Annotated in this window: 22 protein-coding genes and 1 pseudogene; 11 read left to right on the plus strand and 12 right to left on the minus strand. The window is 47.2% G+C overall.

Annotated elements, in window-relative coordinates; translation table 11 throughout:
- Positions 1-277: 277 nt before the first annotated feature.
- From PSE7367_RS20295 to PSE7367_RS07165, 3 genes and pseudogenes are all read left to right on the plus strand, one after another.
- The gene (locus PSE7367_RS20295; protein WP_015164699.1) at positions 278-2,170 is read left to right on the plus strand and encodes a peptidoglycan-binding domain-containing protein; all 1,893 of its coding nucleotides are present in this window, start codon (positions 278-280) and stop codon (positions 2,168-2,170) included.
- Positions 2,171-2,482: 312 nt separating this feature from the next.
- Positions 2,483-3,304: a hypothetical protein gene (locus tag PSE7367_RS07160; protein ID WP_015164700.1), complete on the plus strand. Its 822-nt coding sequence runs from the start codon at positions 2,483-2,485 to the stop codon at positions 3,302-3,304.
- Between the two features lie 104 nt (positions 3,305-3,408).
- Positions 3,409-3,647, plus strand: a pseudogene (locus PSE7367_RS07165) (type II toxin-antitoxin system ParD family antitoxin).
- 74 nt (positions 3,648-3,721) lie between these two features.
- Here the strand turns inward: PSE7367_RS07165 and panD are convergent.
- Positions 3,722-4,231, minus strand: coding sequence for an aspartate 1-decarboxylase (panD, locus tag PSE7367_RS07170; protein ID WP_015164702.1), 510 nt, complete (start codon positions 4,229-4,231; stop codon positions 3,722-3,724).
- Positions 4,232-4,380: 149 nt separating this feature from the next.
- Here panD and PSE7367_RS07175 point away from each other — a divergent pair, with 149 nt between their 5' ends.
- Positions 4,381-4,812 (plus strand): DUF3531 family protein, encoded by a 432-nt coding sequence (locus PSE7367_RS07175; RefSeq protein WP_015164703.1) that lies wholly within the window; start codon positions 4,381-4,383, stop codon positions 4,810-4,812.
- A gap of 63 nt (positions 4,813-4,875) precedes the next feature.
- On the opposite strand, the gene PSE7367_RS07180 is transcribed toward PSE7367_RS07175, so the two are convergent.
- Positions 4,876-6,222 (minus strand): DNA double-strand break repair nuclease NurA, encoded by a 1,347-nt coding sequence (locus PSE7367_RS07180; protein ID WP_015164704.1) that lies wholly within the window; start codon positions 6,220-6,222, stop codon positions 4,876-4,878.
- A gap of 490 nt (positions 6,223-6,712) precedes the next feature.
- Here PSE7367_RS07180 and PSE7367_RS07185 point away from each other — a divergent pair, with 490 nt between their 5' ends.
- The 4 genes from PSE7367_RS07185 (at position 6,713) to PSE7367_RS07200 (ending at position 9,106) form a co-directional block, all read left to right on the plus strand.
- Positions 6,713-7,912 (plus strand): glycosyltransferase family 2 protein, encoded by a 1,200-nt coding sequence (locus PSE7367_RS07185; protein WP_015164705.1) that lies wholly within the window; start codon positions 6,713-6,715, stop codon positions 7,910-7,912.
- A gap of 52 nt (positions 7,913-7,964) precedes the next feature.
- Positions 7,965-8,099 (plus strand): hypothetical protein, encoded by a 135-nt coding sequence (locus tag PSE7367_RS22915; protein WP_015164706.1) that lies wholly within the window; start codon positions 7,965-7,967, stop codon positions 8,097-8,099.
- Between the two features lie 92 nt (positions 8,100-8,191).
- Positions 8,192-8,686: a flavin reductase family protein gene (locus PSE7367_RS07195; protein WP_015164707.1), complete on the plus strand. Its 495-nt coding sequence runs from the start codon at positions 8,192-8,194 to the stop codon at positions 8,684-8,686.
- A gap of 99 nt (positions 8,687-8,785) precedes the next feature.
- Entirely contained in the window at positions 8,786-9,106 is a 321-nt protein-coding gene (locus tag PSE7367_RS07200; RefSeq protein ID WP_015164708.1) for a hypothetical protein, read from the plus strand.
- 290 nt (positions 9,107-9,396) lie between these two features.
- Here the strand turns inward: PSE7367_RS07200 and PSE7367_RS07205 are convergent, their stop codons facing one another.
- Positions 9,397-11,070 (minus strand): iron uptake porin, encoded by a 1,674-nt coding sequence (locus PSE7367_RS07205; protein ID WP_015164709.1) that lies wholly within the window; start codon positions 11,068-11,070, stop codon positions 9,397-9,399.
- A 300-nt stretch (positions 11,071-11,370) separates the two neighbouring features.
- Here PSE7367_RS07205 and PSE7367_RS07210 point away from each other — a divergent pair, with 300 nt between their 5' ends.
- Entirely contained in the window at positions 11,371-12,117 is a 747-nt protein-coding gene (locus PSE7367_RS07210; protein ID WP_015164710.1) for a histidine phosphatase family protein, read from the plus strand.
- Between the two features lie 409 nt (positions 12,118-12,526).
- Here PSE7367_RS07210 and PSE7367_RS07215 read toward each other — a convergent pair whose 3' ends face one another.
- Positions 12,527-14,785, minus strand: coding sequence for a GumC family protein (locus PSE7367_RS07215; protein WP_015164711.1), 2,259 nt, complete (start codon positions 14,783-14,785; stop codon positions 12,527-12,529).
- 703 nt (positions 14,786-15,488) lie between these two features.
- Between PSE7367_RS07215 and PSE7367_RS07220 the strand changes: the two genes are divergently transcribed.
- On the plus strand, positions 15,489-16,076 hold the full coding sequence (locus tag PSE7367_RS07220) for a cofactor assembly of complex C subunit B (RefSeq protein ID WP_015164712.1): 588 nt from the start codon (positions 15,489-15,491) through the stop codon (positions 16,074-16,076).
- A gap of 173 nt (positions 16,077-16,249) precedes the next feature.
- On the opposite strand, the gene coaBC is transcribed toward PSE7367_RS07220, so the two are convergent.
- Positions 16,250-17,470, minus strand: coding sequence for a bifunctional phosphopantothenoylcysteine decarboxylase/phosphopantothenate--cysteine ligase CoaBC (coaBC, locus tag PSE7367_RS07225; protein WP_015164713.1), 1,221 nt, complete (start codon positions 17,468-17,470; stop codon positions 16,250-16,252).
- A gap of 166 nt (positions 17,471-17,636) precedes the next feature.
- On the opposite strand from coaBC, the gene recR reads away from it, so the two are divergent.
- Positions 17,637-18,233 (plus strand): recombination mediator RecR, encoded by a 597-nt coding sequence (gene recR, locus PSE7367_RS07230; RefSeq protein WP_015164714.1) that lies wholly within the window; start codon positions 17,637-17,639, stop codon positions 18,231-18,233.
- Here recR and nrdR read toward each other — a convergent pair.
- From nrdR to PSE7367_RS20300, 7 genes are all read right to left on the minus strand, one after another.
- Entirely contained in the window at positions 18,230-18,775 is a 546-nt protein-coding gene (gene nrdR / locus PSE7367_RS07235) for a transcriptional regulator NrdR (RefSeq protein ID WP_015164715.1), read from the minus strand. The two genes, recR and nrdR, sit on opposite strands and share 4 nt — an antisense overlap.
- A 398-nt stretch (positions 18,776-19,173) precedes the next feature.
- Positions 19,174-20,208, minus strand: coding sequence for an MraY family glycosyltransferase (locus PSE7367_RS07240; protein ID WP_041699269.1), 1,035 nt, complete (start codon positions 20,206-20,208; stop codon positions 19,174-19,176).
- 191 nt (positions 20,209-20,399) lie between these two features.
- Positions 20,400-21,311 carry an NAD-dependent epimerase/dehydratase family protein gene (locus tag PSE7367_RS07245; RefSeq protein ID WP_015164717.1) on the minus strand — a complete coding sequence of 304 codons (912 nt, stop codon included), beginning with the start codon at positions 21,309-21,311 and terminating at the stop codon, positions 20,400-20,402.
- Entirely contained in the window at positions 21,298-22,470 is a 1,173-nt protein-coding gene (locus PSE7367_RS07250; protein WP_015164718.1) for a glycosyltransferase family 4 protein, read from the minus strand. Before PSE7367_RS07250 ends, PSE7367_RS07245 begins: the two co-directional genes overlap by 14 nt.
- Before the next feature lie 165 nt (positions 22,471-22,635).
- On the minus strand, positions 22,636-23,751 hold the full coding sequence (locus tag PSE7367_RS07255) for a glycosyltransferase (RefSeq protein ID WP_015164719.1): 1,116 nt from the start codon (positions 23,749-23,751) through the stop codon (positions 22,636-22,638).
- The gene (locus PSE7367_RS07260) at positions 23,744-25,078 is read right to left on the minus strand and encodes an ArnT family glycosyltransferase (protein ID WP_015164720.1); all 1,335 of its coding nucleotides are present in this window, start codon (positions 25,076-25,078) and stop codon (positions 23,744-23,746) included. Before PSE7367_RS07260 ends, PSE7367_RS07255 begins: the two co-directional genes overlap by 8 nt.
- A 91-nt stretch (positions 25,079-25,169) precedes the next feature.
- A complete protein-coding gene (locus tag PSE7367_RS20300) occupies positions 25,170-26,234 on the minus strand; it encodes a glycosyltransferase family 2 protein (protein ID WP_015164721.1) in 1,065 nt (354 codons plus the stop codon).
- Positions 26,235-26,366: the final 132 nt, after the last annotated feature.

The following is a 26,366-nucleotide window of genomic DNA, read 5'->3' on the forward strand; positions in this document are numbered from 1 at the left end:
CGGGGGCAATCAGGGTTGAGGCAGAGCAGCATTGATAGTTAATTAGTTAATTTGCGATCGATTCAGGGCAATGGCGATCGGTACTGATGCTGGTTACTGAATTTTATGCTCTGATGAATGCCGATTGACACCAATAGATACCAATCTGACTGGTTCATGTTTCCCCTTGTCTCATCTCAAACCTTACTCACTAAAACATAGCCAGCCTTAATTTCAAATTCCCACATTTAGCCAACTCCTGCTCAGACCAGGAGGCGCAACAACCACACCAAATCCTATGGAACTTGCTGATTTTTTCCAACCTGTCCCAATTACCGATCAAATAAATAATAACCAGGCAGACAGTGCTAACCGATCAGATGTCAAAGCTACCCCATGGGCAGCAAAAAATGAATCAGAATCAGCCCCAGAAGACAGCGATCGGCTATTAGATCCAGCTAACATGACGAACCAATCGGCTGCGGCTGAATCGTCAGCGCTCGATCGCCTAGACAGCCGCCTAGACAGTGATTCCGAACCCGAACCGGAACCAGAGCTAACTGCCAAAACCGATCGAGAAGTAATGGTCAATCGTGCCATTTCCGTAGCGATCGCTGCCAGCACAGCAATGGGCACTTTCTACGCGCTCCCAGCACCAGTCACTGGCGCAGGCTATAGCTATTATGTGGAAGATGTGCAGGAATTACTGGCATCCAGGGGCTTTTATGATGGCAGCATTGATGGAGTCCAGGGCAGAATGACGGTCGATGCGATCATTCAGGCTCAGCAATTCTATGGCCTAAATATTGACGGCGTGGCTGGCGCAAATACAATTGCAGCCCTGCGATCTGACGATTATCGAATTGGTCTTAGTAGCACCAACCTTCCCCCTAGCCCTGTTTGCAACAACATCTGCACCAGTGCCACCGTGGCTGAAGTGCAAACCCTCTTACAAGAGCGGGGCTTTTATGGGGGCGCGATCGACGGGATCGAAGGTTCCCAAACCGTTGCCGCAATTAGGCAAGCCCAGCAGTTTTATGGTGTGGCGATCGATGGCATCGTGGGTCCGGTCACAATGGCAGCATTGGAATCCGGCACAACTGCAATTATTACGCCTGGATATTCTGTCACCCAGGTTCAAACCCTGTTACAGCAGCGTGGTTTCTATAATGGTGCGATCGATGGTGTTGCTGGCTCCCTGACCAAAAATGCGATTATTCAGGCTCAACAATTTTATGGCTTAGTTGTAGATGGCATTGCCGGCCCGGCCACGATCGCGGCTCTGCAAGGAACTGCGACCAATCCGCCCAGTCAACCAATCAACAATAACCCGATTCAGGGCACAAATATTACTGCCAGCCAACTGCAAAACCTGCTCCAGCAGCGAGGTTTCTATAACGGCCCGATCGATGGTGTAATTGGCTCCTTGACCACCGATGCAATCAGGCGCGCCCAGCAATCCTATGGCCTAGTGGTAGACGGTGTGGCTGGTTCTGCCACGATCGCTGCCCTCCAGAATAACAACAATAATTCTGGTCAGAATCCCAATCAACCAGTTCCCCTACCCGGCGGGGTAACCGTAGCTCAACTACAAAGCCTGCTGCAACAGCGGGGGTTTTATACTGGGCCGATCGATGGTGTGGTTGGTTCCGCAACGACTGCGGCGATCATTAGTGCCCAGCGCACCTATGGCTTACCCGCCAGTGGCGTAGCTGATGAGGCTACGATCAATGCCCTTAGGGCTAACGATCGTCCGGTTGCCAATCCTGTAGATGTGGACGTGGTGGCTCTCCAGCGACTGCTAACCCAGCGGGGGTTCTATACTGGGCCGATCGATGGGACGTATGGTACTGCCACTAGGGCTGCGGTAGTTGCTGCCCAAAAATTTTATCGGCTACCGGATGATGGTGTAGCTGGCCCCAGCACGATCGCGGCGTTGGAAAATGATGCTGCACCCACACCTACGCCTACCCCTACTACGCCTACACCAATCAACAATCTTGAAGCATTGCAACAGCTTTTGACACAACGGGGTTTTTATAACGGGCCGATCGATGGGCAGCAGGGTACTGAAACAACCACGGCGATCATCAGGGCAAAAAATTTCTATGGTCTCCAACCTGCCGATGGGATGCCAACCCAGGCGCTCAGGGATCAATTGCTGCAGGATACTTTCAATGCTGAATCCTAAATTTGCATAATTAATCTTACCTAGTCAGGGTATTTATTGCTGAATGCCATAATTGTAATCAGATATCAAATGGCAAAAATTACTCGCAAATAATTGATATGTCATCATCCAGGCATAAACTCATAAACTACCGAGTAACGATCTATTTGATATCAACCAAATATCTAACCAGTAGTTAGCATCTTTAGCTTATTTTTTAGTGTAATTGCCGCCTGGGATTAGAATATGCTTATGGTCTAACTCCAGTATCATATTTCTCAATTCCTCAGCTTCTGCTATGTTCAGCAGATCTATCTTAAATTGATTAGTGAAATGCGTAAGCATCGTTTAATCCAACTAGCCCTGAATCTTGGGGCGATCGCCCTGGCGGCGGTTACAGTCATAGCGCTACAAATGCCCCGCATCAAAGTAGAGCGCGAGGGGCAAACGATCGAATCCGATCGACGCTGGCTGCGACGAGAACAGGCCAGATTAGACATTTTACAAACCCTGCCCAGAAGTGGATTTGGCTATAACAATTTGATCGCCGATATTACCTTCTTAAACTTCTTGCAATACTTTGGCGATGATATGGCCAGGGAAACCCACCAAACGGGTTATGGCCTCAGCCCTGATTATTTTGAAATAATTATTGAGCACGATCCCCACTTTGTTGATGCCTATCTTTTTGCATCCTTCGGCGTATCTGTCTATGCTGCGCAACCAGAAAAGACAATCGCCATGTATGAATATGGTTTGCGGCGAATGCAGCCCGAAAAACAACCCTATGCCTATACTGTCTGGCGGCGTAAGGCAAGTGATGAGCTATTACTTTTGAATCGCCCCCAGGATGCGATCGAATCATACTTGAATGCTGCCGATTGGGCCGATCGAGCCACCTTTGGCGAAGATACTCTACCGGAAGTAGAAGTTGTCGCCCAGCGATCGCGGGAAACAGCCGCCTTTTTACAAAGCGATCCCGATAGTAAATCTGCTCGGATTTCCGCCTGGTCAGATGTGCTGGCTGTCGCCTTTGATCAAAAAACCTTTGATATCGCTGTGGCCGAGTTAAACAAACTGGGGATTGGCGTACGGGCTGATGAAAATGGCAATTTACAAACTTTTAGTTTAGAACCGCCACAGTCTAATAACTAAACTTGGTGAAGCCCATCAAACAATACAGAGCCAAGGAAGAAGCTAACATCCTGAAAATACCAACATATAATAATATATGGTAACTTCAGCAAGAAGAGTGATCCATGCAAAAAAACACCAGTGTTATGCTTGGCAGCCATTTTGAGCAATTTATCAACCAAAAAGTAGCCGAGGGACGCTATGGCTCTGCTAGTGAGGCTATTCGCGCGGGACTACGCTTACTAGAGTTACAGGAAACAAAACAAAACTCGCAGCATTACGCCGTGCCTTAGAGGAAGGCGAAAATAGCGGTGTGACTGATTATTCATTGGATCAGTTAATCGAAGAGCTGGACGCGGAGTAGTTTCAGATCGCAAATCCTGAAGTGATCGCCATCCCAGCTTGCAAGAGATTAATAGGTTGATCGGTGCGTAGAATCTATCTTTTGGAAAGATGTTTGAAAGAAATATGTGGGTCAAGGGATTCAAATGGAACAGATTGGAACTCCATTTTTCGGTTGATTTTTTGATCGACATTTTGATCGATCGCGGTAACATCAAGCCCAGGAACCAAACTTTGCTGCAAAATCTCCTGGGCACGGTTATTTTGGCCATCGGCGATCAACACGTAGGCCTGGTGGCCGTTTTGGATTACTTCTTGGCGATCGCAGTCGGCATAGGCCACAATAATCGCCAGATCATCAGGACTAAATAAATGCGCTGCCGCGCCATTGGCACAAATTACACCGCTGCCCGCTTCACCGGGCAGAACATAGGTACTAAGGCGATTGCCATTGCTTAAATTCCAAACCTGCACTTCTTCGAGCGGCAGAATGCCCACTTGATCAATTAATTGACGATCGATCGTAATGCTGCCGGTATAGTTAACATTGGCCTCAGTGATTCTGACCCGATGCAACTTGGCATGCATTAATCTAATCCTGCTCACGATCGCCTATTTCTCCTAACAAATTATTGATCTAATGTACTGTTTTTTAGCTATAAAGGGGTTGCATGACCAGCAATGCCATCGATAATTAGGTTTAATAATCCTAGTATTTCCATAATTCTATTTCAACAAGGAAAAGCGCCCCACCCATGCAAGTAAAGTTCCGTGATTGTGATTGGTTCGATCTGTGGCTATGGATCGAATTTGAAAATGTTCCCTCAGTAATGGAAAAGCAGATCGTTGATGAGTTGTTCAATTCCTGGTTTTTGCTGGGTAAGTTGGGCGGCTTTAATGCGGTGAATATGCAGGTGCAGGAAACGGGTGTAGATATTAGCTATTTTGATTATGATGTGGAAATGGCTGAGGAAGAAATGATGTCGTTGATGCACAACATGGGCGACGTGGAATATGAAGACAACTGGGCTCGTTGTTGGGTCGATCTGGGTACGGCAGATGCGATCGCCATTGATATATTAATTAACGCCTTGCAGCAGTTCAGTAAGGATTATGTGGCGGTAGAGACTTTGATTGTGGGTGGCCAAAATGAAGACTGGCCGACGGATGATTACAACCGCAATTGAGTGAGCCAAGAGCCAATGGCGATCGCCTTGAGCTTAAAAAAAACAGGCTAGATTGATCAAAGATTAAGCAATGCTACCCCGCTTGCGGGCTTCTTTGTAGGAAGTAGCTAAATTACTCAATCCTGATTTGAGCATTTGTTGCTCCAGGATGGTAAAGAAACGGCGGCGATCGCTCCCAGTCACTACCGCTTGATTATGAGCTTCCGCCAAAGCCACTGGATAACCATAGCCCTTTTGAATTTGCGCCAGGATCATGCTCAGGGCTTGATTTCTCAAATTAAAATCCAGAGCAGTCCAGGCTGGCATTTCCACCCGCGCAATTTCTACACCCACATGCAAATAACAAAAATAGATCTGCTGCGCATCGCCATATTCATTCAAAATTCGGGCATTACTACGCCACAACGGGCTACATTCACCGGGCTGTAATAACCGATGCCACAAGGTCGCATCACGGGTGGGTTGAATTTTGCTGCATGGTGCTTTGGCGATCGGTTGGGCATTGTTACTGTTACTACTGGAACTTTGGCAATGGGTCTGGCAATCGGGCTGCTCGAAGGGACAAGCGGGCAATCGCAAAAAGTTGGTTGATTCGACGGCTCTGGGCGCACTGATATAACCAGCCAGGGGAATTTGCGCCATTTTGAGTAAATCCCAGGCGGTGAGCATATCCGGCAAGATCCGATCGCGGGCTTCCCTGGGTAATGCTTCGAGCGACCAGTAGATCAAGGAGCCATCACTCAGTGCCAGCATCGGGGAGGTTGATTGATTATCTAGATCTAAATCCAGATCTAGCGATCGATCGTTCTGGTTATTTGGTTGATCGCTCAGATTATTGGCAGGATTGAGAGAAGTTAGATGATTAAGTGGCTGAGAGTGCCCAGAGTGATTATTGATAGCAGAATTTTTCTGAGCTAGGGCTAATTCGGTCAGGGCGATCGCTTCGGCGGCGGTGCGGCGCAAACCCATCCATTCTTCGGTGCTAATCCCCCATTGCCTGGCACCATATAGATCTTCAGGCTTGTAGAAAATCTCTGGCACACTGTCTAAATGGGGATAGGTGCCACTGCCATAATGCAAAGCAACCCGCCCCACGTTTACCAGATAGCAATAGGCGGCTTCATGGCGACTCGGCGCAATCTGCGATCCATCCGTGGCGATCACACAATGGCTGCCAGTCATGGGTGCAATCTGGTGGCGCAGGGTTAATGGTTCAATCGGCTCGGCACAATTAAAAATTAACCGATCGCTAAACCGGGCTCGTTGCTGACATAATTCTTCCTGGCGATCGCTGGCTTGATTAAACAACTCCTCGGCTCGATCTAACTTGCGCATTAATTGCTGCGCCTCTTGAGCCAGTTGCTCAGACATGCCTTGCATTTGGGTTGCAACTTTGAGCAGATCTAGCATATGTAACCTGCGATTATTTGCATGATCTAATTTAATTAGGATTTAAATCTACCAGGCCAGTTTTTACCAATGTCCGTACCCAGAAATTAGCAGCTCCGCAAACCTACTAATAAAACGAACAGCAGCCTAGCCTCTAAAAACATATATTTAATTACTCTAGATAATACCCAACCTGGGCAAAATCTAGTCTAGCCAACAGTCCCGATTAGCTAGCCTTACGATCATGCATTACTTTTAACCACATTGCTGTGATCTCCCCTTGCTGAGGGTGTGATTTTAAACCAGATTAGTTTTTGCCCACCAGCGATCGCCTGATCCAATCTCCGATCGTAGGTAAGTAGGTAAGTAAATAAATGGATTCAGAACAAATAGCAATCTTGAATAAGATCTAGCTAGGGGAGAAATCATGATGTTCCCCGCTTGAGGTATTCTTAGTTTCTGAGTGCATTATGTAATGAGATCGTCAAATTCTGGTTATAGATAGTTCAAAGTGTCATTTAATTTAGATCTGTTAGATATTTTAGATTTTTTGTTTCTGCCGTTGCTGGTGGTGCAGCTTGGATGTGCCCTGGTGCTGTTAAAAAGGTTGAGCACCGCGCCGCAGCGCATACCAGCCCTAGAGCCGATCGAGGAGCATGAAGCTAAGCCCACGCCGCAGGTAACCGTGGTAATTCCCACCCTCAATGAGGCGGAGCGATTACCCCATTGTTTGGATGGGTTGCGCGGTCAGGCAATGGCAGAAATTGTGGTGGTTGATAGCCGATCGCAGGATGGCACCCCGGCATATGTGCGATCGCAGCAGGCTGAATATCCCAGCAAATTACGCCTGGTTACCGATGACCCACTACCCGATGGGTGGGTTGGTCGTCCCTGGGCGCTGCACAATGGTTATTTAAATGCAAATCCCGACAGTGAGTGGATTCTGGGCGTAGATGCCGATACAATGCCGCAACCGGGTATGGTGGCCACAATCGTGCAAACGGCGATCGCCGAAAACTATGATATTGTCTCGCTCTCACCCCGGTTTATTCTCAAGCATCCGGGGGAGCAATTGCTACAACCAGCATTGTTGATGACTTTGATCTATCGCTTTGGCGCTACGGGCGATCGCACTCAATTTACTAAAGACCGCGTTTTGGCCAATGGTCAATGTTTCCTCTCGCGCAAAGAGGTACTCGATCGCCTGGGTGGCTATAAGCTGGCCAGTAGTTCTTTTTGTGATGATGTTACCTTAGCGCGGGCAGCCGCCCAACAGGGGGCAAAGGTGGGCTTTTTGAATGGCTCTGAGCTATTGCAAGTACGCATGTATACATCAATGGCTGAGACCTGGACTGAATGGGGGCGATCGCTAGACCTGAAGGATGCGGCCACGCCATTACAAACCTGGAGCGATGTTGGCTTTTTGTTAATGGTGCAGGGACTACCAATTCCTTTATTAGCTCTATTAATTCTTTTGGTAGTTTTGCTGCCAGGATTATCGACAATCGGTTGGACGCTGCTGGCAATCAATTTGTTTTTAGTCACGATCAGGCTGGCACTTTTGTTTGGGATCCGCGTCAGCTATACGGAGCTGGGATTTTTCTTCTGGCTCTCCCCCCTGTTTGATCCGATCGCAGTGCTGCGGATTTTTATTTCCACTGTCAACAGACCCAGACAATGGCGCGGTCGTATTTATACTCAAACGGGGTAACATAGAATCGTAATTACCTTGAGTAATCTTATCGTTATCATAGGTTCAGGTTATGTCTGATTTTAATCGTGGCATTATGAAGTTCGATGGCGCTGATACGCCCGTTACCGTGGCTATTTCTGCATCGATTATTTTAAGTGCAATCGCTTTCCTGATATGGTGGGGATTGAGCATTGCTTACGCATAACGTTAGTTGACCTGTAGACAAATATATTAAGCAGATCAACAAACGGCAAAAGTTTGCGGCAATGTCTGAACCCTGCTGATATTAGATAAGGTATGACTGAGTCACAAAATTTGGAAGCCAAAGAAGCCTTGGGAGCAGCGATCGGCTGTATTCCTGGTGGTTTGTTTATTGTTACCACCAAACAAAAAGATCAGACTGGCACAATGCTGGCATCCTGGATCCAGCAAGCGGCGTTTGAACCTCCCTCCTTTACGATCGCCGTGGCCAAAGGGCGGCATATTGAATCTCTGTTGCAGCCAGGCTCCCCGGTTGTTTTAAATATTCTGGCCAAAGGACAGGGCAAGCTAGTTGGCCATTTTGCCAAATCATTTGAGCCTGGTGTCGATCCCCTGGCGGGAGTTGAGCTAGGTTCCGCACCCAGTGGTCAGCCCTATTTGACCGGGGCGATCGCTTATCTTGATGCCGAGGTGGTTGGCAGTATGGATGCGGGCGATCATGCGATCGTGCTAGCTAAAATTACCTCCGGTCAAAAGATTGGTGATGGCGAACCTGCTGTTCATATTCGTAAAAACGGCTTTAAGTATTAGTTTAATTTAATAGAGATTAATGGGACGAGGCGATTGCAATTAATGTATGCCAACTTGTCAATCTGGTCGGACTGAATCGGACTGAACCCAAAAAAAGTAATGAAAAAATTATTAATTCTGCCCTTGCTGGCGATCGCCTGCTTGATTGGTGGTAGCACCGAGCTGAAATGGAATGGTGATGAACTGGCTAATGCCCAGAGTAACTGCACTGACTCGGCACTGGAATCAAATCCGAATGCGAAAAAAGCCCAGGCACAATATTTTTGTTCTTGTACCCTGACCCAGGCTGCCCAGCGTTGGGATTACGAGGATTTTGCCTTTAATGAGTCTGCCTATGTGACAGAACTTGCGGAAGCTGGGGTTATCGGCCAATGCGTGCAAGAGGCATTGCAACTTGAAGCGGAAGCCACTGATATTTAGATGGGTATTTAGATAGGTATTTAGAGATAGGCAACTCTAAGTCCAGGTTTTAAGTAACTAGATACCGATCCTGATGCTTTGTCAGCTTTAATGCTCTGGAGTCCGCAGTCTGCACTTTAAAAATTTGAGCTCAAAATAAAAAACAGTAGCGAGTATCGATCGCTGCTGTTTCTGTTTCAAGTGAGTGAGTAAAGATACTAATAGCGCTTACAGCTAATGCTTGCTGGCACTAAGATTATTACCGATTTGCCAATATATACATAAACAAGCATCCCGTAATCAGCTAATGCTTAGAATGTAAATACAGTGCGGATCGTACCGATCGTAATCGTATCGTTGGCGCTGCTATTATTGGGATTAAAAATAAACTGCAAGTCTGGTGTAATTGAGATATTTTCAGTAATTGGCAAGTTATAGAACAACTCTAGATTGGTTTGCGAAGAATTGCCAATATCACTTTCAATGAATGGCTGCCCCACTGCAAACGCAGCGATCGCCCCTTCCCTGAACAAATCTGGGAATGAAAGCCCCGCCATCCAGTAGGTTGGACTCAAATCAGTAGTAGCAGAATTTGCGTTTACATAGGTGGGCAACACATCCCGCAACAAAGCACCACGACCATCGATGCTACCAAAGCCATAGCGACCAAACAGGCCAATCCTAGACGATGGAGCCCATTCTAAATTAACCCCACCAATGTCATATTCAAGGTTGTTCACCGCAGCCGATGCATATTGCAGCCGAATCGCAAACGGTCTTTCACCTTCACTATTCTCTGGTGCGAATTCCAGTTCTACAATGCCCTGGTAGGGATCGCCAAATAGCCCCTGGTTAATATTGCCATCATCTTCTGGCTCGGCTGCATTGGCTGCCACATAGCCCAATCGCAAGCTAAACGGGCCGCCTCTGGGATTCCAATCGATCGCCGCACCAGCGCCATCATTGACCGGGAACAGCAACGCATTGTTAATGAACATGCCGATCGAAAAGTCCACCGACTCATCATTGGCAAAGCTATTCCCATCCAGGTGATCGTTAAGGGAAATCACCGGGCCGATCGACACCAGCATATTTTCGCCAACCGGAAAGTCATACCGCAGCTTGCCCAGTTCAAAGGTGGAACCAGCGCCAGCATAGTCAAATCCAGAGCTACCGCCAAAGCCAGTAAAGCCTAGAATTTCATCCGGCTGTGACAGAAAAGAAGTTACGCCATCACCGCCATTACCAGATTCCAAGCGGGTGACCAGTAAATCATTGCCAGTAAAGCTGGTGTTGAAATCTAATCTAATCCGCGCAATAAACGTAGTATTGGCATCACCGGGCTGCCCAGACAAAACATCCAATCCCGCATTATCTAAAGCCGGTTGAAACAGTTCTTCATTGCCAGAGCCACCACCGGTGATCGCAATGATCGCTTGTCCCTCTAGTTTGGTAGTGGTTGAGAACTGCTGCGCCTCTAGTTGTGCTGTTTTGGCTTCGAGCGCATCAACCCGACCCCGCAGGGCAGCGAGTTCAGCCGCAAATTCTTCTTGCAGTCGTTGCAGCGCCGCCAAATCTTCTTTACTAACCTTATCGGCCAGACCAGAGGCAATAATCTCGTTGATTTTGTCTAAACAGGCATTCAAGCCAGCCGCAAACTCATAACGGGTCATGGCGCGTTGGCCGCGATAGGTACGATCGGGATAGCCAGCAATACAACCGTAACGTTCGACCAGGGATTGCAACGCCGTGAAGGCCCAATCGGTTGGTTGCACATCGCTCAACTGCGAGACAGAAGTGACCTGAGCTGTTTTGGCAGTTCGTCCTTCAGCCGCATATTTGATGAACTCCGATGAAACCACCCGATCGCCTGGGGTTTCAACTTCAGTAGTTTGGGCGATCGCTTGAACAGCACTACCCCCAGAACAGAGGACTGCGATCGCACTAAATTTAAGCAGCCTATTGTTAAATCGAACTCTTTGCATTGATCAAATCCTCACAGCCATAGAGACAAATATTTATGATAACGATTATCATTTTCATAATAACTTGGTTAAATCAATCAAGCAAATCAAGTTACTTAATAAAAGTCAAATTCAATAAGTAATAATCATTTTTGACTCTAGCTCATTTAAAGTTAGATGTCTATCTTAAGAGTAGAATAAACTCCTAAACTGATTTACAAGCAAAAATACAATATCAATATCTTTCTTAATAAATAATCAATATAAAATAAGTCCATCATTTTGATACACTTATTGCTATTCAGTCTCAATTAATTAAAAATGCAAATACTACGCCCCCATAAATTCCCACGCTCCCTATCGCTTGCGCTCTGTTCATGTTTGTTGATCATCAGCAGTGCTTGCACCACTACTGCAACAGCCCCCAATCCAGCTACAGAAACACCACCAGCGGAAAACGTGTCCGATCAGATCGCCCAAGCAGATGAAGGGCTGAGTCCCGGTGAGCAGGCAAATGCAGATTTTCAAGATAAACTCAGCGGTACAGAACTACTCAACGCCCTCAAACAAGGTGGGCATGTAATTTACTTCCGTCATGCGCAAACTGAGAAAGACTATGCCGATCAAGTCACGGCTGATGTGAATAACTGCGCTACGCAACGGGTATTGAGCGAAGTGGGCTGGCAACAGGCACGTACGATCGGCAAAGCCTTTGAAGCTAAAGATATTCCCTATAATCAGGTAATTTCCAGCCAATATTGTCGTGCCTGGAAAACCGCTGATCTGGCTTTTAGTAAATATGAAAAAAACCCGGCTCTCAATTTCCTGCCCTTTGAGGACTATACCGATACGCAGGTAGAAGAAATGAAGGCGAACGTGATGCCGTTATTAACTGCAATCCCCCCCAATGGCACCAATACAATCATTGTGGGACATGATGATATTTTTGAGTCGGCAACTGGCATCTACCCCGATCCCCAGGGCATTGCCTATATCGTGACTCCCGATGGCCAGGGCGGATTTGAACTAGTTGCGAATATGTTGCCGAAAGAATGGGGCGATCTTTAGCTTGTTAACCAGCGCGATCGTTACCTACCTACCTACCCACCTACAACCTCACTTTTTGCCCCACTAAAACTTACTGACTTCCATAGTGCTAAACCACATAATGTAATTGCCAGTCTTAAGTACATCGGAGTTTTGAATTAGTTCTTGCTTGTCCATCTCCTTATCAATGTCTGCTACATCGTTAGTCAGATATCTTATGATAATTAGCTAGTAAGTAACACAAGGTTTAAAACTCTGTGCGGTTGGGTGTCCCCCCAGCCGTTTTTTGTTTTTTATGATTTCTTGTAGGTAATATAAATAATTATAAATAAATAAATAAATAAAAAGCGATCGCCCTATTCCAGGCAATCGCCAATCAACATACTTGTAAGCTAAAAATGGGAAGCTAAGCAGTGACCTCTATGTGGTGCTAATGCTTAACCGTCATTTGGTCTTCCGCCAGGGGATCATCTGAGGACTCTGATTTAGGATCATCGGCATAGACCGGCAACAAGGGTTTGTTATTGCTCTTGTAGTAGGACGAATAATAGTTGTAGTAGTAGCTACTATCGTTGCGTTCGATCATATTAATCAAAATGCCTGCCATGTTGGCGCGGCTGTGGCCAAGGATTTCTACTGCCCTGGCGATCGCAGAACGAGTCGATCGTTCGATCGCTGCCACCAGAACCACCGAATCCACCTTCCCGGCCAGACATTGGGCATCGGTAATCCCCACGATCGGCGGTGTATCGATCAATACATAGTCATAGGTTTGTCGCCATAACTGCAACAACTTGGTCATTTTGGTTGATTCCAACAACACCATTGGGTTGGGTGGCAACGGCCCAGAGGTAATCACATTCAGACAGCCTTTGACATTGGCCGATTGCACCACCTGCCGCCAACTACGATTAGTGGCGATCACCGTGGATAAACCATAGTTATTACGCAACTTGGCCAAATGATGCACATTTGGTTTACGCATATCCGCATCCACCACCAGCACCTTGTGGCCTAGTTCGGCAAGAATAGAGGCAAGATTAAATACCAACGTGCTCTTACCTTCAGAGGGAACAGCAGAGGTGAAAGCGATCGATTTAATGCTTAAATCACCACCCAGGTAACGCAAATTCAACGCCAGCGATCGCAGTGCCTCCCGGAAAGCAGAATGCATCATGCTTGGCGCTAGGGCAGTTTCTTTTTCCACCACCGGCGAAAGCTCTAGCATATCGGTACGGGGAATCGAGCCCAGCAATGGCACATGGGTCAGCTCGCGCACTTCTTCGACTTCTCTGATCCGCTCATCGGAGCGCTCTAGATACATGGCGATCGCCACCCCAAACAAAATCCCCGCAAATCCACCAAAGACCAGATTACGCAACACATTTGGTTCGATCGGTTGCAATGGCAACAACGCCGCATCCAGCACTCGCCACGAAGAAATCTCCTGTGCTTCGGCAATTCGCAACTCTTCCAGCTTTTCAGACAGGCTGGTAAATACGGCTGAATCCAGCTCTAGTTGTCGCTGCAACTCGGTATATCGCTGCTGGAGTTGGGGGATTTGGGCAAAAATAGCAGAGACTCGCTCTTGAGCAAGTTTTACACTGCCCATCTGCGCCGCCTGCACCGCCATCGTGGTTTGGGTTTCAAATAAGGCTCCAGCTAAGTTTTGCTGAATTGAGCCATCAGCACTGGCTGGCACTGCGGTAGAAATCCCCACCTGCGCAGCTCGACCACCCAAAACAGTTTCGGCCTGCACCTGCATCAATTTATAGAGTTGATCGCGGCGATCCTTGGCCACCTGCACTTCCGGGTGATCATCTTGGAATCTGGTACGCTCTAGATAATAATGGGTTTCAGCTTCCTGGAACTGTTTGACCAAATTCTGGTAGGTAATATCTTCAGCCAGAATCGCTTTGCCCAGAACCAAATCAGTTGAACCACCTACCTGGCGCTGTAATTCCTTGAACTGCCGTTGGGTTTGCGCCATTTGAATTTGTAGCTGTTGCGCCTGAGTATCGAGATCCTGCTTCATCGTATAAACAGAAGCGGCATAGGTATCAGGATCGACAATTTTATATTTTTCCCGAAACTTAGTCACAGTCAGGGCTGACTCATCCAGGTCTTTTTTAACCTGTGGAAGCTTATCTTCAATGAATTGAATCGCTGTACTAGAGCGCGATCGGCGATCTTTGAGGCTATATTGCGAATAGGCTGAGGCCAAAGAATCAAGTACATCTTTTGCCCTTTGGGGATCTGGGTCGCGGTAAATTAGCCACAATACACTTGCGCCCTTCTCCTGCCTAATGTACAAATTTTCGAGTACATATGACACCATCTGATCCTGAGTCATGGTGGGATCGATGTTATCTAACTGTGCCACCGCCGGCTCAATTAGCGATCGACTCTTGAGGATCGCAATTTCTGTATCTAAGCTCGGTTCTTTGCTATATTTATCCAGTCCATCATTGACTGGCAGGTTGGATACCGAAATGGTGGCATCGTCAATTAGCAAAGAAGTTTCCGATTGATATACTGGCTCTTTGATGTAAGTATATGCGGCAACGGTGGCAAACAGGGTAGCCGAAATTGAGGCAACCACCAGCCAACGTTTGCGCAAAGTCCGCAGAAACCGGGACAGGTCGATCGACTCTTCCGGTTGCCCAGGATTTAATGAATATTCTGGCATTTCTACTCGTCCCCACGATATTTATTGCAACCTGGCTGCGTTTGCTAAATCAAGACATCCAGTTTGATCAACAATACGATTAAACCGATTTTATCTATCAATAGCCGAGTCAGGGCAATCAGCTCTACAAAGTACTCTTTTGCTTTTGATTTATTCTGTGATTTAGTTTGCCTTGGAATTATTGGCATTAAAATCTGCAACTAAACTACCGATCGACCACCCCACCAACCTTGCCATCGGAAAAGTCCTAGTAACTCACGATTGTATAACTAGGATGGTGGTAACGCCTTAGCAAAACCCCTACTAAAGAGTTACCGTAAATAGCCTAGATTTACGACTATTTACTTATATCTTCTTAGTTTACTGCGAAAATCCAAACTCGATCGCTATTTCGGTTAACCTATGTATAGAACCTCTTTGGGATCTAGCTTGAAATACCTGCCTGATCAGAGTTACAGCAATTAAATAAATAATCCCTGTCATTCTCTCAATCAGACCGATCGTAAGGATCTCAAAATGGTTCTAGAAGTTTTTATTAAGTTAGCTAATTTGGATCTTTGCATATCTAATTCATGATCTAAATTAGATCGCAAATAGTTAGATCAATGCCAAACAATACGACTTATAAGCTAATAGTTTTGAACCACCCCTTAAACAATCATATTACATTTGATTGATTACACCTGCCCCAACCTCAAGTTTGATGAGTAATACAAATTCACTTTTTTTAGATTCAGCATTATTCCTGACCAGTTTATTGATCGTTGGCTTGTTTTTCTTCATCAAAGGCTCCACCAAAGATCGCACCCAGTCATGGCTGTTTGAGGCGGAAGGATTGATCGACGATCAATTACTAGAACGGGTGCGCTACTATCTGCAACAGCGTGCCTATAAGGTGATCAAAATTGAACCAGAGCGGGAATTGGTCACCCTGGAGGGGCATGTTAAGCCAAGTGCATTTTTGGCGGGGCTGTTAGTTTTTCTTTCGGCCTTGGGGCTTGCTTGTCTGGGTTTGGTGTTGAGTATTTTATTACCGACGATCGGCAATTATTTCCTATTTCTCTGTTTGATGGCACCATTGGCCGGGGTGTTCTATTGGCGGGGAGCCGATCGAGATGAGCAAATCAGCTTGCAATTGCGATCTGGTGACTTGAACAGTAGTAATGTGTCGGAGACTGAGCAACTAAGTGAATCTGCATCTACACCTCTAAGCTCACGCATCTGGGTCAGTGCCCACAAGGATGAGTTAGTGACGATGCAAAAGTCTTTGAATTTAGTCAGAGTTGATTAAGAATTTATCTGTACTCCAAGGCCAAATATTATTCATCGTAGTGATCATCAAGAATTCCATTACCAATAATTACCAATAATTACCAATAATTAGAATTGCTAGCATCGCCAGTTCTGGGCTGACATAACTGGAATTATATATTGATTAACAATTAGGCAAACTTAATCATTTAATTATTTAAAATCATTTAAACCAAAATCAAGCAATCGATGGGCAAGCTCCAGTTTTGAGCAGAGCGGCGTGGTCACCTGCACACCAGCGTCATTAATAAAAGTTGCCTGATTTGTATCAGCAGCAAATCCAGTTTGTTGACTATCTACAGCATTTGCGGCAATAATATTCAATTGCTTACGTTCCAGCTTAGATTTCGCCGCCGCGATCACCTCGGTTTGATTACCAGTCTGCGCCGCAAAGCCAATTAGTCTTTGATCATTACGCCTCTGTTTAGCCAGATCCGCCACAATATCGGGAATCTTCTCCAGGGCTAAACTCTCTGGCAATAAGGCCTTAGGAATTTTGCGATCGCTATAACTAGCGGTTCTTACATCCCCCACCGCCGCCGCCATGATTGTAATATCTGCCTTGCCAAAGTTTTCTAGCATCGCGTGATGCATCTGCGCCGAGGTTTCTACCACAATCACCTGGATCGCACTATTCAAGCTAGCTGAATTTACCGCACTACGAGCCAAAACCAGCGTCACGGTTGCGCCACGCAAACTAGCGGCGATCGCCAAAGCTATGCCCTGCTTACCAGTGGCAGGATTACCAATGAACCGCACCGGATCGAGAAACTCCCTTGTCCCCCCAGCACTGATCAAGACCTGTTTACCTTGTAAATCCTGCCGACCTTTAGTCAATAAAATCGACTCGATCGCTGCTAAAATCGCCTCCGGTTCCGCCATCCGCCCTATCCCCACCGCATCGCAGGCCAGAACACCGCTGCCAGGGTCGATCGCCAGGTATCGCTCAGCTTGCAAGAGCTTTTGCCAATTGGCCTGCACCGTGGCTTGTTCCCACATGGTGGTATTCATGGCCGGAGCCACCAGCACTGGACATCGAGAAGCCAGCACCACATTAGTAAGCAAATTATCCGCCATTCCATGCACCAGCTTCGCCAGGGTATTGGCAGTCAGCGGCGCAATCACCAGCAAATCTGCCCATTCTGCCAGTTCAATATGCAATGGTCGGCCGTGGGTCGGTTGCCAGAAGTCAGCATCAGTCAGGGCTGGCCGCCGGGATAGGGTAGCGAAGGTGAGGGGTGAGATGAATTCGATCGCTGAATTGGTTAAAATCACCTGCACTTCAACCCCAGCTTTAGCAAGGGCAGAAACCACATGGCAAACCTTATAGGCGGCGATCCCACCGGTTATTGCTACTAATACGCGACCTTGCATAGTTGTTCAAAAATTTAAAAATAGCGATCGATATAATTAATCAAGCCAAAGTCACCCTCGAATCAATCCAGTCTAAATCAATGCAGTAACATAATATTTGCCCTTACATTGATCGATCGCTGAACCTGATTGCTAAATCTGATTTCTGAACTAAGGAAGACAATCTTTGTATACTCGCCCGCTTGCCAACCTGATCGAACAATTCCAACGACTGCCAGGGATCGGTGCTAAAACTGCCCAGCGCCTAGCTTTGCATATTCTCAAACGCCCCGAAGCAGAAGTGGAAGCGCTCGCCACTGCCCTCACTGCTGCCAAACAAAAAGTGGGCATGTGCCAGGTATGTGGACATTTATCCGCAGAGCCAGTGTGCGAAATTTGCAGCGACGATCGCCGCGATGATACGACAATCTGTGTGATCGCTGACTCCCGCGATTTGATCGCGTTGGAAAAAACCCGCGAGTATAAGGGCAAATATCATGTGCTGGGTGGCTTGATTTCACCGATGGATGGGATCGGCCCCGATCAATTAAATATTCAAAGCCTGCTGCGCCGCGCTAGTTCGGGCAAGATTGATGAGGTGATCATGGCGATCTCACCGAGTGTGGAAGGGGAAACCACCACGCTATATGTGGGTGGGTTGCTCAAGAATTTTACGCGGGTGACCCGGATTGCGTTTGGCATTCCAATGGGGGGCGATCTGGAATATGCGGACGAGATTACGTTGGCGAAGGCGATCGAGGGTAGGCGGGAGCTAGAAAGTTAGTTAGATTCAGATTTACTAACAATCGCTTCTTCGTTTTTTAGTTCTACTTTTTCCGGCCCAACGATCTCATCATGCTGGTGCTCATGTTGATACTTAGCATCAAACTGGCGCAACGCCTCCGCGAAATCAGTCACCCCCTGGAACTGGCGATAGACCGATGCAAACCGCACATAGGCCACCTCAGACAACGATCGCAACGCTTCCAACACCATCTCGCCAATTTCCGCACTGGTCACATGGCGATCGCTGCGCAACTGCAACTGTGCCTCCAGCTCATCGATCATTGCCTCGATCTGCATGGAACCCACGCCCGTTTTCTCACAGGCCGTCACCACCCCGCGTAGCAACTTCGACTTATCAAACGACTCCACCTTGCCATCGCGCTTGGACACCGTGATCGGTACAAACTCGATCCGCTCGTAGGTAGTAAAACGGCGGCGGCATTCTAAACATTCACGGCGGCGGCGGATACTCTGACCCATTTCCGCCGATCGAGACTCCAGCACGCGGCTATCGGTATTCTGGCAAAAGGGGCATAACATAGGCTTGCGTCCCAAACGAGTGAGGGAAAAAAGGATTTTGCTTAAGCTCTGGTTCAGTTCTAGTTAATCAATAACTAAGTAGCCAGGGTTTACACAATATATAGTGTTACGACTAATTACTACTACGAACATAACACTATCTACAATTTTCTTATATTTACCGTAATTTGCCTAGTCGCCGCCAACCCCCGATCGGGCTTAATGTCTATGGCCAGATCATCTTCAAGAGGTTTATTTTTGAATAGATACTTGATCGATAAAAGCGATCGAGTTGAGATGTGCCCCACATCGGTTATGTGAAAACCGCTCCCTCACCACAAATCATGGTTAAAAAGATCTACCGAACTCAGGCTCTCCATCATATCGACATATCGATCGCAAGAGGTTCAAGGATCTAGTTAACCTTCCAAATTCTGCGGCGGCTCAATGAGCTTAGAATTAGCATGATGCAAATACAATTCACTAACAATAATCGCCCCGATCGTTGCGGCAAAACTAAGCCAAGCGCCCATCTCACCCCAGGTAAAAATCAAACCAGCGATCGCCACAGTGAAACCCATATAAGTAATCGCCACCTGCGGATGGGACCAACCCGACTGTTGTAAACGTTGATAAATGTGGCTGCGGTGCGGCAACAAAATATTTTCCCAGCGCAGCAAACGCGAAAACACCGTATACATGGCATCACCCATCAGCGGAGCCACGATCGCAAGGCTAGACCAGGCCAGGGTAACATCTGGTTCCTGCAACAGGGCGATCGCTACACATGCGCCTAGAAACGTACTCCCCACATCCCCCATAAACACCTTGGCCGGTGACCAGTTCCAGACCAAAAAGCCGCCGATCGCGGCCACCAAGAACCACCAGATAGGTTGATCTAAGTAAACTGCCAAAAAGCTCAATTGCAGCGCGGTAGTGCCTGCCACCAGACCATCCAGGCCATCCATGAAGTTATAGAAATTCACGATCGCCGTCATCGTAAAAATGGTCAGTACGGTGGCAATAATACTAATTACAATTGGAGCAAAAAAACTCCCCAGCCAATCGGAGAGCCAGGGTTGGGGGAATGCACCAAAATAAACCCCAGCGCTAATCGTAACCGTCACCTGCACCAGATAGCGCCATTTACTGGCCAGGCTAAAGCGATCGTCAATGATGCCCACTACCACCAGTGGCAACAGCAACAGCCAGATTACGCCCAGATCGATCGGTGGAAAATTCAAGTTAAACAAGGCAATATCCCGCTCACCAATCACCATAAAAAAGCCGATCGCCAATGAAACCATCACAAAGGCAATCACAAACCCCAACCCACCACCTCTGGGAGTAGGTTGTTTGTGGGAGCTACGCTCATTGGGAATATCTAATAGGGCGAAGGCGAAGCGATTTTTAATTAAGCGCACCACCTTCCAGCTCAAACCAAAGCTGGCCATCAGGAATCCCCACCCTAAACCAGTATCAAAAATGCCAGGCAGGGCAAATGTATTGAACATGCTAGCGATCGGCTCCCTCCCCCCAATACCAATCAATCCTGCTAAAGTTTGCACCCCATTCAATCCGATTGTGAACATCTTGATTAATCCCCATTAACCGTTATTAATCATTACTTGCTAAGCTACTAAGCTCAAATAATCCCCTTTTGTCGCATTAGTTCCACCTCTTGTTGTAGCCCATCTGCAAGGCTGCGCGGCTTAAAATCTAATTTTTGCTGAGCCAGATCATGGGCATAGGCTTTATCTTCTTGCAATCGCAAAATTTGCTCCCGGCGCACGGGCGATCGCCGTTTCAAAACGATCTCACTCAAACTCGCCAAGGCCACACCTACATTCAACGGCAACGCTAACTGACGCACTGGTTTATTAATTAATTGTGCCACTAATGCCAACAATTCCCGAAACGTGACCACAGTGCCACCGGAAACATCGTAAGTGCCGTTGACTTGCGGGCGATCGATCGCGGCTAATATGGCTTGAGCCAAGTCATCAGCATGGATCGGCTGCAACAGATGGCTGCCATCGCCAAAGACTGGAAAAAAACCATAGCGATCGCAAAATTTAATTAGCTTATGCAAGTTCTTATCTCGCTCCGAGCCATAGATCATGGTTGGCCGCAACAGGCAAGAATCCCCCGCATATGCAGCTAAGCTAGCCTCGCGCTCCGTATAAATCTGGCCATACTGGTTGTATTGGGAATAAATACCAGTGGTGCCCACAATAATCAAGCGGGGTAGATGCTCAAACTTTGCCTGATTCGCCTGAATCCCTGCCAAGAGGGCATCAATATGCCGGATCGAAGCAATATGCACGATCGTGCTGGGTTGAATATCTGCCAACACTTCGCTCCAGCTTGCCGCGATCGCACTATCACCAATCACATAATGCAAATGCAAATCCAGCTTATCGATCGCCTTGTGATCACTGGTAGGGCGCACCAGACAATGGGTTACCTGGTCGGGTTTCCCGATCGCCATGCGTTGCAGCAATAGCGTTCCGGTTAGACCAGTTGCCCCAGTAATTAGTAGTTCAACTTGCGCCATCACTAGTTCTCAATGACTGCTCATTATTCCCCAAAGATTGCTTAATAATTTGCGGGGTTGATGATAATACCTGCTCATAGACCGCAAACGTCTCTTGCCACAATCGCTCCAGGGTAAACTTTTGCTCGTACAAAGCGCGGCCATATCTACCCATTTCTGTTCTCAATTGGGTATCTGCCACCAAAGTTTGCAATCGATCGCGCCATGCATCGCCATCACCTACATTAATCACATAGCCACTCTTGCCTTCATCGATCGCCTCCGCCGAACCACCCGCATTCGTAATCACTACCGGTAAACCAGCCCGCATCGCCTCCAGGGTGACCCGTGGAAAGCCTTCCCAGTGGGAAACTAGCGTAAATATCTGTGCCTGGGCGAGAATTTCGGCAATATCCTGGCGGAAACCCCAAAACTTGACCCGATCGCTAATTCCCAGATCGTTAACTAAGTCTTGCATCGCTGCCAAATTCGGGCCATCGCCCACCAGTTCTAACTGTGCCTGGTCAATATTTTGCAATCTACTAAAAGCCTTGATCAGGGTAAGGTGATCCTTTTGGCGATCGAACCGCGCCACCATCACAATCTTGACCGGATCGGCTAAGCCTGGTTTTGCGATCAATTCCGGCGGGACATCAACCACGCCGTTATGGATTGTAAGCAATCGCTGGGACTGCATTCCAGCCTGCAAAGCAAGTTGGCGATCGCACTCGGACACACAGATAATCTTGGCTGCCAAGGGCTCAACTAGTTTTTCAATTTGTTGATAAATAAACCGCTTCAGAGGCGGCACCCCATTAGTAAACGCCCAACCATGCGCCGTGAAGAGACAGGGGATTTTTTCTAGCCGACAGGCAAGCCGACCCAGCACACCCGCCTTACTAGAATGGGTAGAAACCAAATCAGGTTGAAACTGGCGCAACACCTGCCGCAGGGCTTTAAAACTCTGCCAATCTAAACCAGGATTGATCGGTGGCAAGAAGCTCTTACAGGCGATCGTGTTAATGCCTGCTTTTTCCAGGCGATCGCTAAAGATCCCCCTGGCTCCCGTAAAAACCAGCACCTCATGCCCATATTGACGCAATAATTTAGGTAGCTCAGTGACATGTACTTGCGCACCGCCAACCGTATCCGCTCTGGTAATTACAAACAGAATTTTCATAGGTTTACTGCTCCTGCCAGGACAAAATTGGCATGATTAGAATTAGCGGCAGCAGTGCAATTATCCATGAATTGTCGGAATTTGCAAGGTTTTGTCAGATCAGCAAGTCCGAGAGTATTACGATTTCAGGCTTGTAATCTCTACTCATCGCCAACTAACAATCCACTATGCCAAGCGCGCATATAACTCCTGATACAAAGCCTGCCAACGTTTTGCCACTGCGGGCAAACTAAAATTCTCAAGCACATGCTGCCGACCGATCGCCCCCATTTGCGATCGCGCCGCATCTGGTAACTGCATGTTTTTTTGCATTGCTACCGCCAACGCCTCAGTATCCCCAGGGGGGACTAACCAGCCATTTTCACCATCAATCACCACTTCGCCATTACCACCCACGTCAGTAGCTACGATCGGCAAACCACTTGCCGCCGCCTCCAGTAAAACCAATGGCATTCCTTCCCAATCTGAAGCCATCACCATTGCGTCAGCAGCATTGAACAAATCCGGCATATCACTACAATTCCCCAACAGCCTGACCCGATCGCCCAACCCCAAGCTTTCAATCAGCTCCATAATCTGAGCCTCCAGTTCACCACCACCGGCAATTAATAAGCAGGCATTGGGGTTATTCTGGGCAACTGCGGCAAACGCATGGAGCAAATTAGGATAGTTTTTTTGCCTGGTCAATCGCCCCACTGCGATCCAAACAAACATTCCCTCTAAACTTAGCTCCGTTCGCAATTTTTGCCGTGCCTCTGGCTGAGCATTAAAACGCTCCACATTGACACTATTCGGCAGATAGCGCACCTTATGAGCAGGCACTGCGCCAACTTCAACATAGCGATCGACCGCTACCTGGCTCACATTGGTAGTTAAATCACAAAGTGGATCACTAAGGCGATAGGCAATCTCCCGCCAGCGGCTTCCTTCCTTCATATTTTGAGCCGTGGAAATCAACAGTGGCACCTTCACAAATAGTCTCGTCAATCGTGCCAGTAGATTGGCATGTACCATGTGACTGTGCAAAATTTGCGGCTGCGATCGACGGATTAACTCAACCAATCTGAAAATTGCGATCGGGTTCGCTAAACCGCGCTGCATCGCCAAATCATGCAAGGGGATCTCTGCCTGCGCCAACCTTTGCATATGAACTTCCGGCTTCAGCAAGGTACAAACCTCTACCTGCCAGCCTGAGCCCTTTAATTGGGTGGCCAGATTGACTAGCTCTGTTTGGGCACCGCCATATTCAAGGGAGGTGATCAACAAAAAAACTTTATACATGTTCAGCGGCTAGCTCAGCAACAGCAGGAATTTGTGGTGCTACGAGGCGCGGCTTACGTTGCCAGGGCATAATCATGGTCAAACTGATCGCCAAAGGCGCAAACTTAGCGCGGTGCCTGATTGCAGTGCCGTAGTTAGAGGTGGAAAGGGAAAATACCAGCAAATTAGCAAATAATAACGCAAATACTAACTGTGCCGCCGGGTCACGCAAAATATAACGGCGCGATCGCCACAACGAGATTGTAATCACCACATAAATCAAAACATCCAATTGGGCAGCGAGATCAAAGCCGTTGCGAATCATCCACACAAACGGCGCATACAGAAAATAAACTAAGCGGATTGGGGTTTGGGTGAGTAAATCCACTGGCGAATTGATATACATCCCCTCTAGATAGGAAGCCCTTGAGATCGCCCTAGAACTCTGCGCTGTGCCAACTGATTCCAAACTCAAATTAGCTAGCGAACCACCAAATTTATCTAGCCCCCAACCGGATGCCACAATTGCCCCAGCGATCGCCACAATCACAATCGCCACCACCGTGTAGCGGACAATGCCTTTCCTTAACCCCATAACCAGGGCATAAAGCCACTTCAGCACAAACATCAGACCCAGCATCCCAAACGATACTAAGATGCCGGAGTGGAATGAGAAGCTAACCACTAGGGCAATTAGCGCCCCAAGCAGTTGCAGTGGTTGATGCGATCGCTGCCAGGCCACCAAATAATAAATGCCCAGGGTCAGCGGATAGACCACCGCGACTTCCCGCATCGTAATTGCTGAATAAAGCATCAGGGTCGGGAAAAGTGCCGTAGTCCAGGCAACCCTAACCGCAATCTTTGCGCCCCATAACAGCTTGGCAATTTGATAGGTATTCCAAACCACCAGAGTCCCAAACAGTACATTGATCGCCTGAATCATTAATTCGCTGCGACCTAACAGGGTATAAAACAAGGCGATCGCCCAGGCATATAAGCGCCACCCAGTGGGGAAATTTACCAACAGCCAATTGATTCCCTCTTGCGACCATTCCCAACCAATCCGCTCAAACATTACTGCATCATGCCCAGAATCCGGTAACGGTGAACCATAAATATGCAAAATTGCCAACATAGCTCTGGCCAAAAATGCCGCGAGCAATGCCTTTTGAACTTTAGGTTCGGCGCAACTGATCATAAAAATGACGATCGCCCCGTAGAGCAGAGTAATCCAGCCCAGGGCATCATCTAATAAATTTGGTGATACGGCATCTCTAACTGTGGTTGCAAAACATAGTATGCCTACCCCCAGCAATAAAATATAAAGCTGCCGAACTTTAAACCGCATCGCTAAATAAACCACAAAGAACTATGCATAATCCCAACCCAAACTCCTACCAGCATGATTATTCAGTCGTCAGATGCTTAATCTTACCCAACTACGTTGCATGATTATTTTCCTGCTGTTGTTTGGCAAAGACACCCATCCTGTTCATTTTTAAAGCTGGAACTTTACCTAGCAGCATAAATATCAGCGCGATCGCCTGGCGCATTAATTGATAGTTTTGGAGTAAGTAAATTACCCCCTGCGTAATGAAATTAATACCCAAATTCACTTCATTAATACTAAGCCGATTAACTTGGCCAGCCTTGCTAAAGTCCCCCACATAAATCAGCTTAATCGCCAGTTTCCAAAGCTCTTTAGCCAGCTTGCGATCGCGTGTTCGAAAAAAAGCGGCATATTCACCATACCGATCGATTAAATCAGCACCATGTTCAATCCTTTGATCAATACATTGCACTGCAAATGACGACAAACATTTTTGCACGACTACTTTGTCGATCGAAGCACTAACACTGGTAGGAAAAATAAATCGCTTGTATAAAGATTCAGTCACAATCTCAAAATTAGCCTGCAAACTGATTCGCAACCAGAGATCATAATCCTGAGCATAGCGGAAAAACTCACGATAGCCGCCCACACTCTCATACACAGACCTGCGAAACATCACCTCACCGTGGGTAAACGGGTTAATCTGCTGAGCAGCTTTGGTTATATTCCCTTCTAATTTGCGTTCATAGGGGAGTGAATAGCCAGCCCATTCATTGATCGTTTCAACATAACAGCCAACTACCCCCACATCGGGTCGCTGTTGTAGTAACGCAACCTGCTTTTCAATTCTGGTTGGTAGCGATATATCACCGGAACCATGCACTGCAACATATTCACCCTTTGTCAGGGCAACAGCCTGCTTAATCGATCGAGTGAAGCCCATATTTGCATGGCTAATCACCGTTAGACGCGAATCTTGGATCGCCTTCAATTTTGTATAGGTGTCATCAGTGGAGCCATCATCTATGACTATTATTTCTAGGTTCTGATAGGTCTGCTCTAACAGGCTGTTGATCGATTCAGTAATAAAGCCCTGGCGATTGTAGTAAACACTTACGATCGAAACTAGCGGGTTAGCAGCGCATATGGTTGAATCAGGCTCAGCACTCATATTTATCTATCAAATCACCACGGCTATATTTAGCAGATTTTTCATGATTTGACGAGCGAAAATAAAAATCTCCCCGGTAGTTCGCTCAAGGGAGACATCAAGATATTAAATAAAACCTCTAATACCAATGAT

Origin of the sequence: Pseudanabaena sp. PCC 7367 (genome assembly GCF_000317065.1) — a bacterium.
In the GTDB taxonomy this organism is placed as follows: Bacteria; Cyanobacteriota; Cyanobacteriia; order Pseudanabaenales; family Pseudanabaenaceae; genus Thalassoporum; species Thalassoporum mexicanum.

Bases quoted from the DNA above. Each gene is read 5' to 3' on its own strand.
- PSE7367_RS07250 (WP_015164718.1), bottom strand. From the start codon at position 22,470: ATGAAAATTCTGTTTGTAATTACCAGAGCGGATACGGTTGGCGGTGCG.
- PSE7367_RS07220 (WP_015164712.1), top strand. From the start codon at position 15,489: ATGAGTAATACAAATTCACTTTTTTTAGATTCAGCATTATTCCTGACC.
- PSE7367_RS07210 (WP_015164710.1), top strand. From the start codon at position 11,371: ATGCAAATACTACGCCCCCATAAATTCCCACGCTCCCTATCGCTTGCG.
- coaBC (WP_015164713.1), bottom strand. From the start codon at position 17,470: ATGCAAGGTCGCGTATTAGTAGCAATAACCGGTGGGATCGCCGCCTAT.
- PSE7367_RS07215 (WP_015164711.1), bottom strand. From the start codon at position 14,785: ATGCCAGAATATTCATTAAATCCTGGGCAACCGGAAGAGTCGATCGAC.
- PSE7367_RS07160 (WP_015164700.1), top strand. From the start codon at position 2,483: ATGCGTAAGCATCGTTTAATCCAACTAGCCCTGAATCTTGGGGCGATC.
- PSE7367_RS07195 (WP_015164707.1), top strand. From the start codon at position 8,192: ATGACTGAGTCACAAAATTTGGAAGCCAAAGAAGCCTTGGGAGCAGCG.
- PSE7367_RS07205 (WP_015164709.1), bottom strand. From the start codon at position 11,070: ATGCAAAGAGTTCGATTTAACAATAGGCTGCTTAAATTTAGTGCGATC.
- PSE7367_RS07180 (WP_015164704.1), bottom strand. From the start codon at position 6,222: ATGCTAGATCTGCTCAAAGTTGCAACCCAAATGCAAGGCATGTCTGAG.
- PSE7367_RS07175 (WP_015164703.1), top strand. From the start codon at position 4,381: ATGCAAGTAAAGTTCCGTGATTGTGATTGGTTCGATCTGTGGCTATGG.
- PSE7367_RS07240 (WP_041699269.1), bottom strand. From the start codon at position 20,208: ATGGCCAGCTTTGGTTTGAGCTGGAAGGTGGTGCGCTTAATTAAAAAT.
- PSE7367_RS07200 (WP_015164708.1), top strand. From the start codon at position 8,786: ATGAAAAAATTATTAATTCTGCCCTTGCTGGCGATCGCCTGCTTGATT.
- PSE7367_RS20300 (WP_015164721.1), bottom strand. From the start codon at position 26,234: ATGAGTGCTGAGCCTGATTCAACCATATGCGCTGCTAACCCGCTAGTT.
- PSE7367_RS20295 (WP_015164699.1), top strand. From the start codon at position 278: ATGGAACTTGCTGATTTTTTCCAACCTGTCCCAATTACCGATCAAATA.
- PSE7367_RS07245 (WP_015164717.1), bottom strand. From the start codon at position 21,311: ATGGCGCAAGTTGAACTACTAATTACTGGGGCAACTGGTCTAACCGGA.
- PSE7367_RS07255 (WP_015164719.1), bottom strand. From the start codon at position 23,751: ATGTATAAAGTTTTTTTGTTGATCACCTCCCTTGAATATGGCGGTGCC.
- PSE7367_RS07260 (WP_015164720.1), bottom strand. From the start codon at position 25,078: ATGCGGTTTAAAGTTCGGCAGCTTTATATTTTATTGCTGGGGGTAGGC.
- nrdR (WP_015164715.1), bottom strand. From the start codon at position 18,775: ATGTTATGCCCCTTTTGCCAGAATACCGATAGCCGCGTGCTGGAGTCT.
- PSE7367_RS22915 (WP_015164706.1), top strand. From the start codon at position 7,965: ATGTCTGATTTTAATCGTGGCATTATGAAGTTCGATGGCGCTGATACG.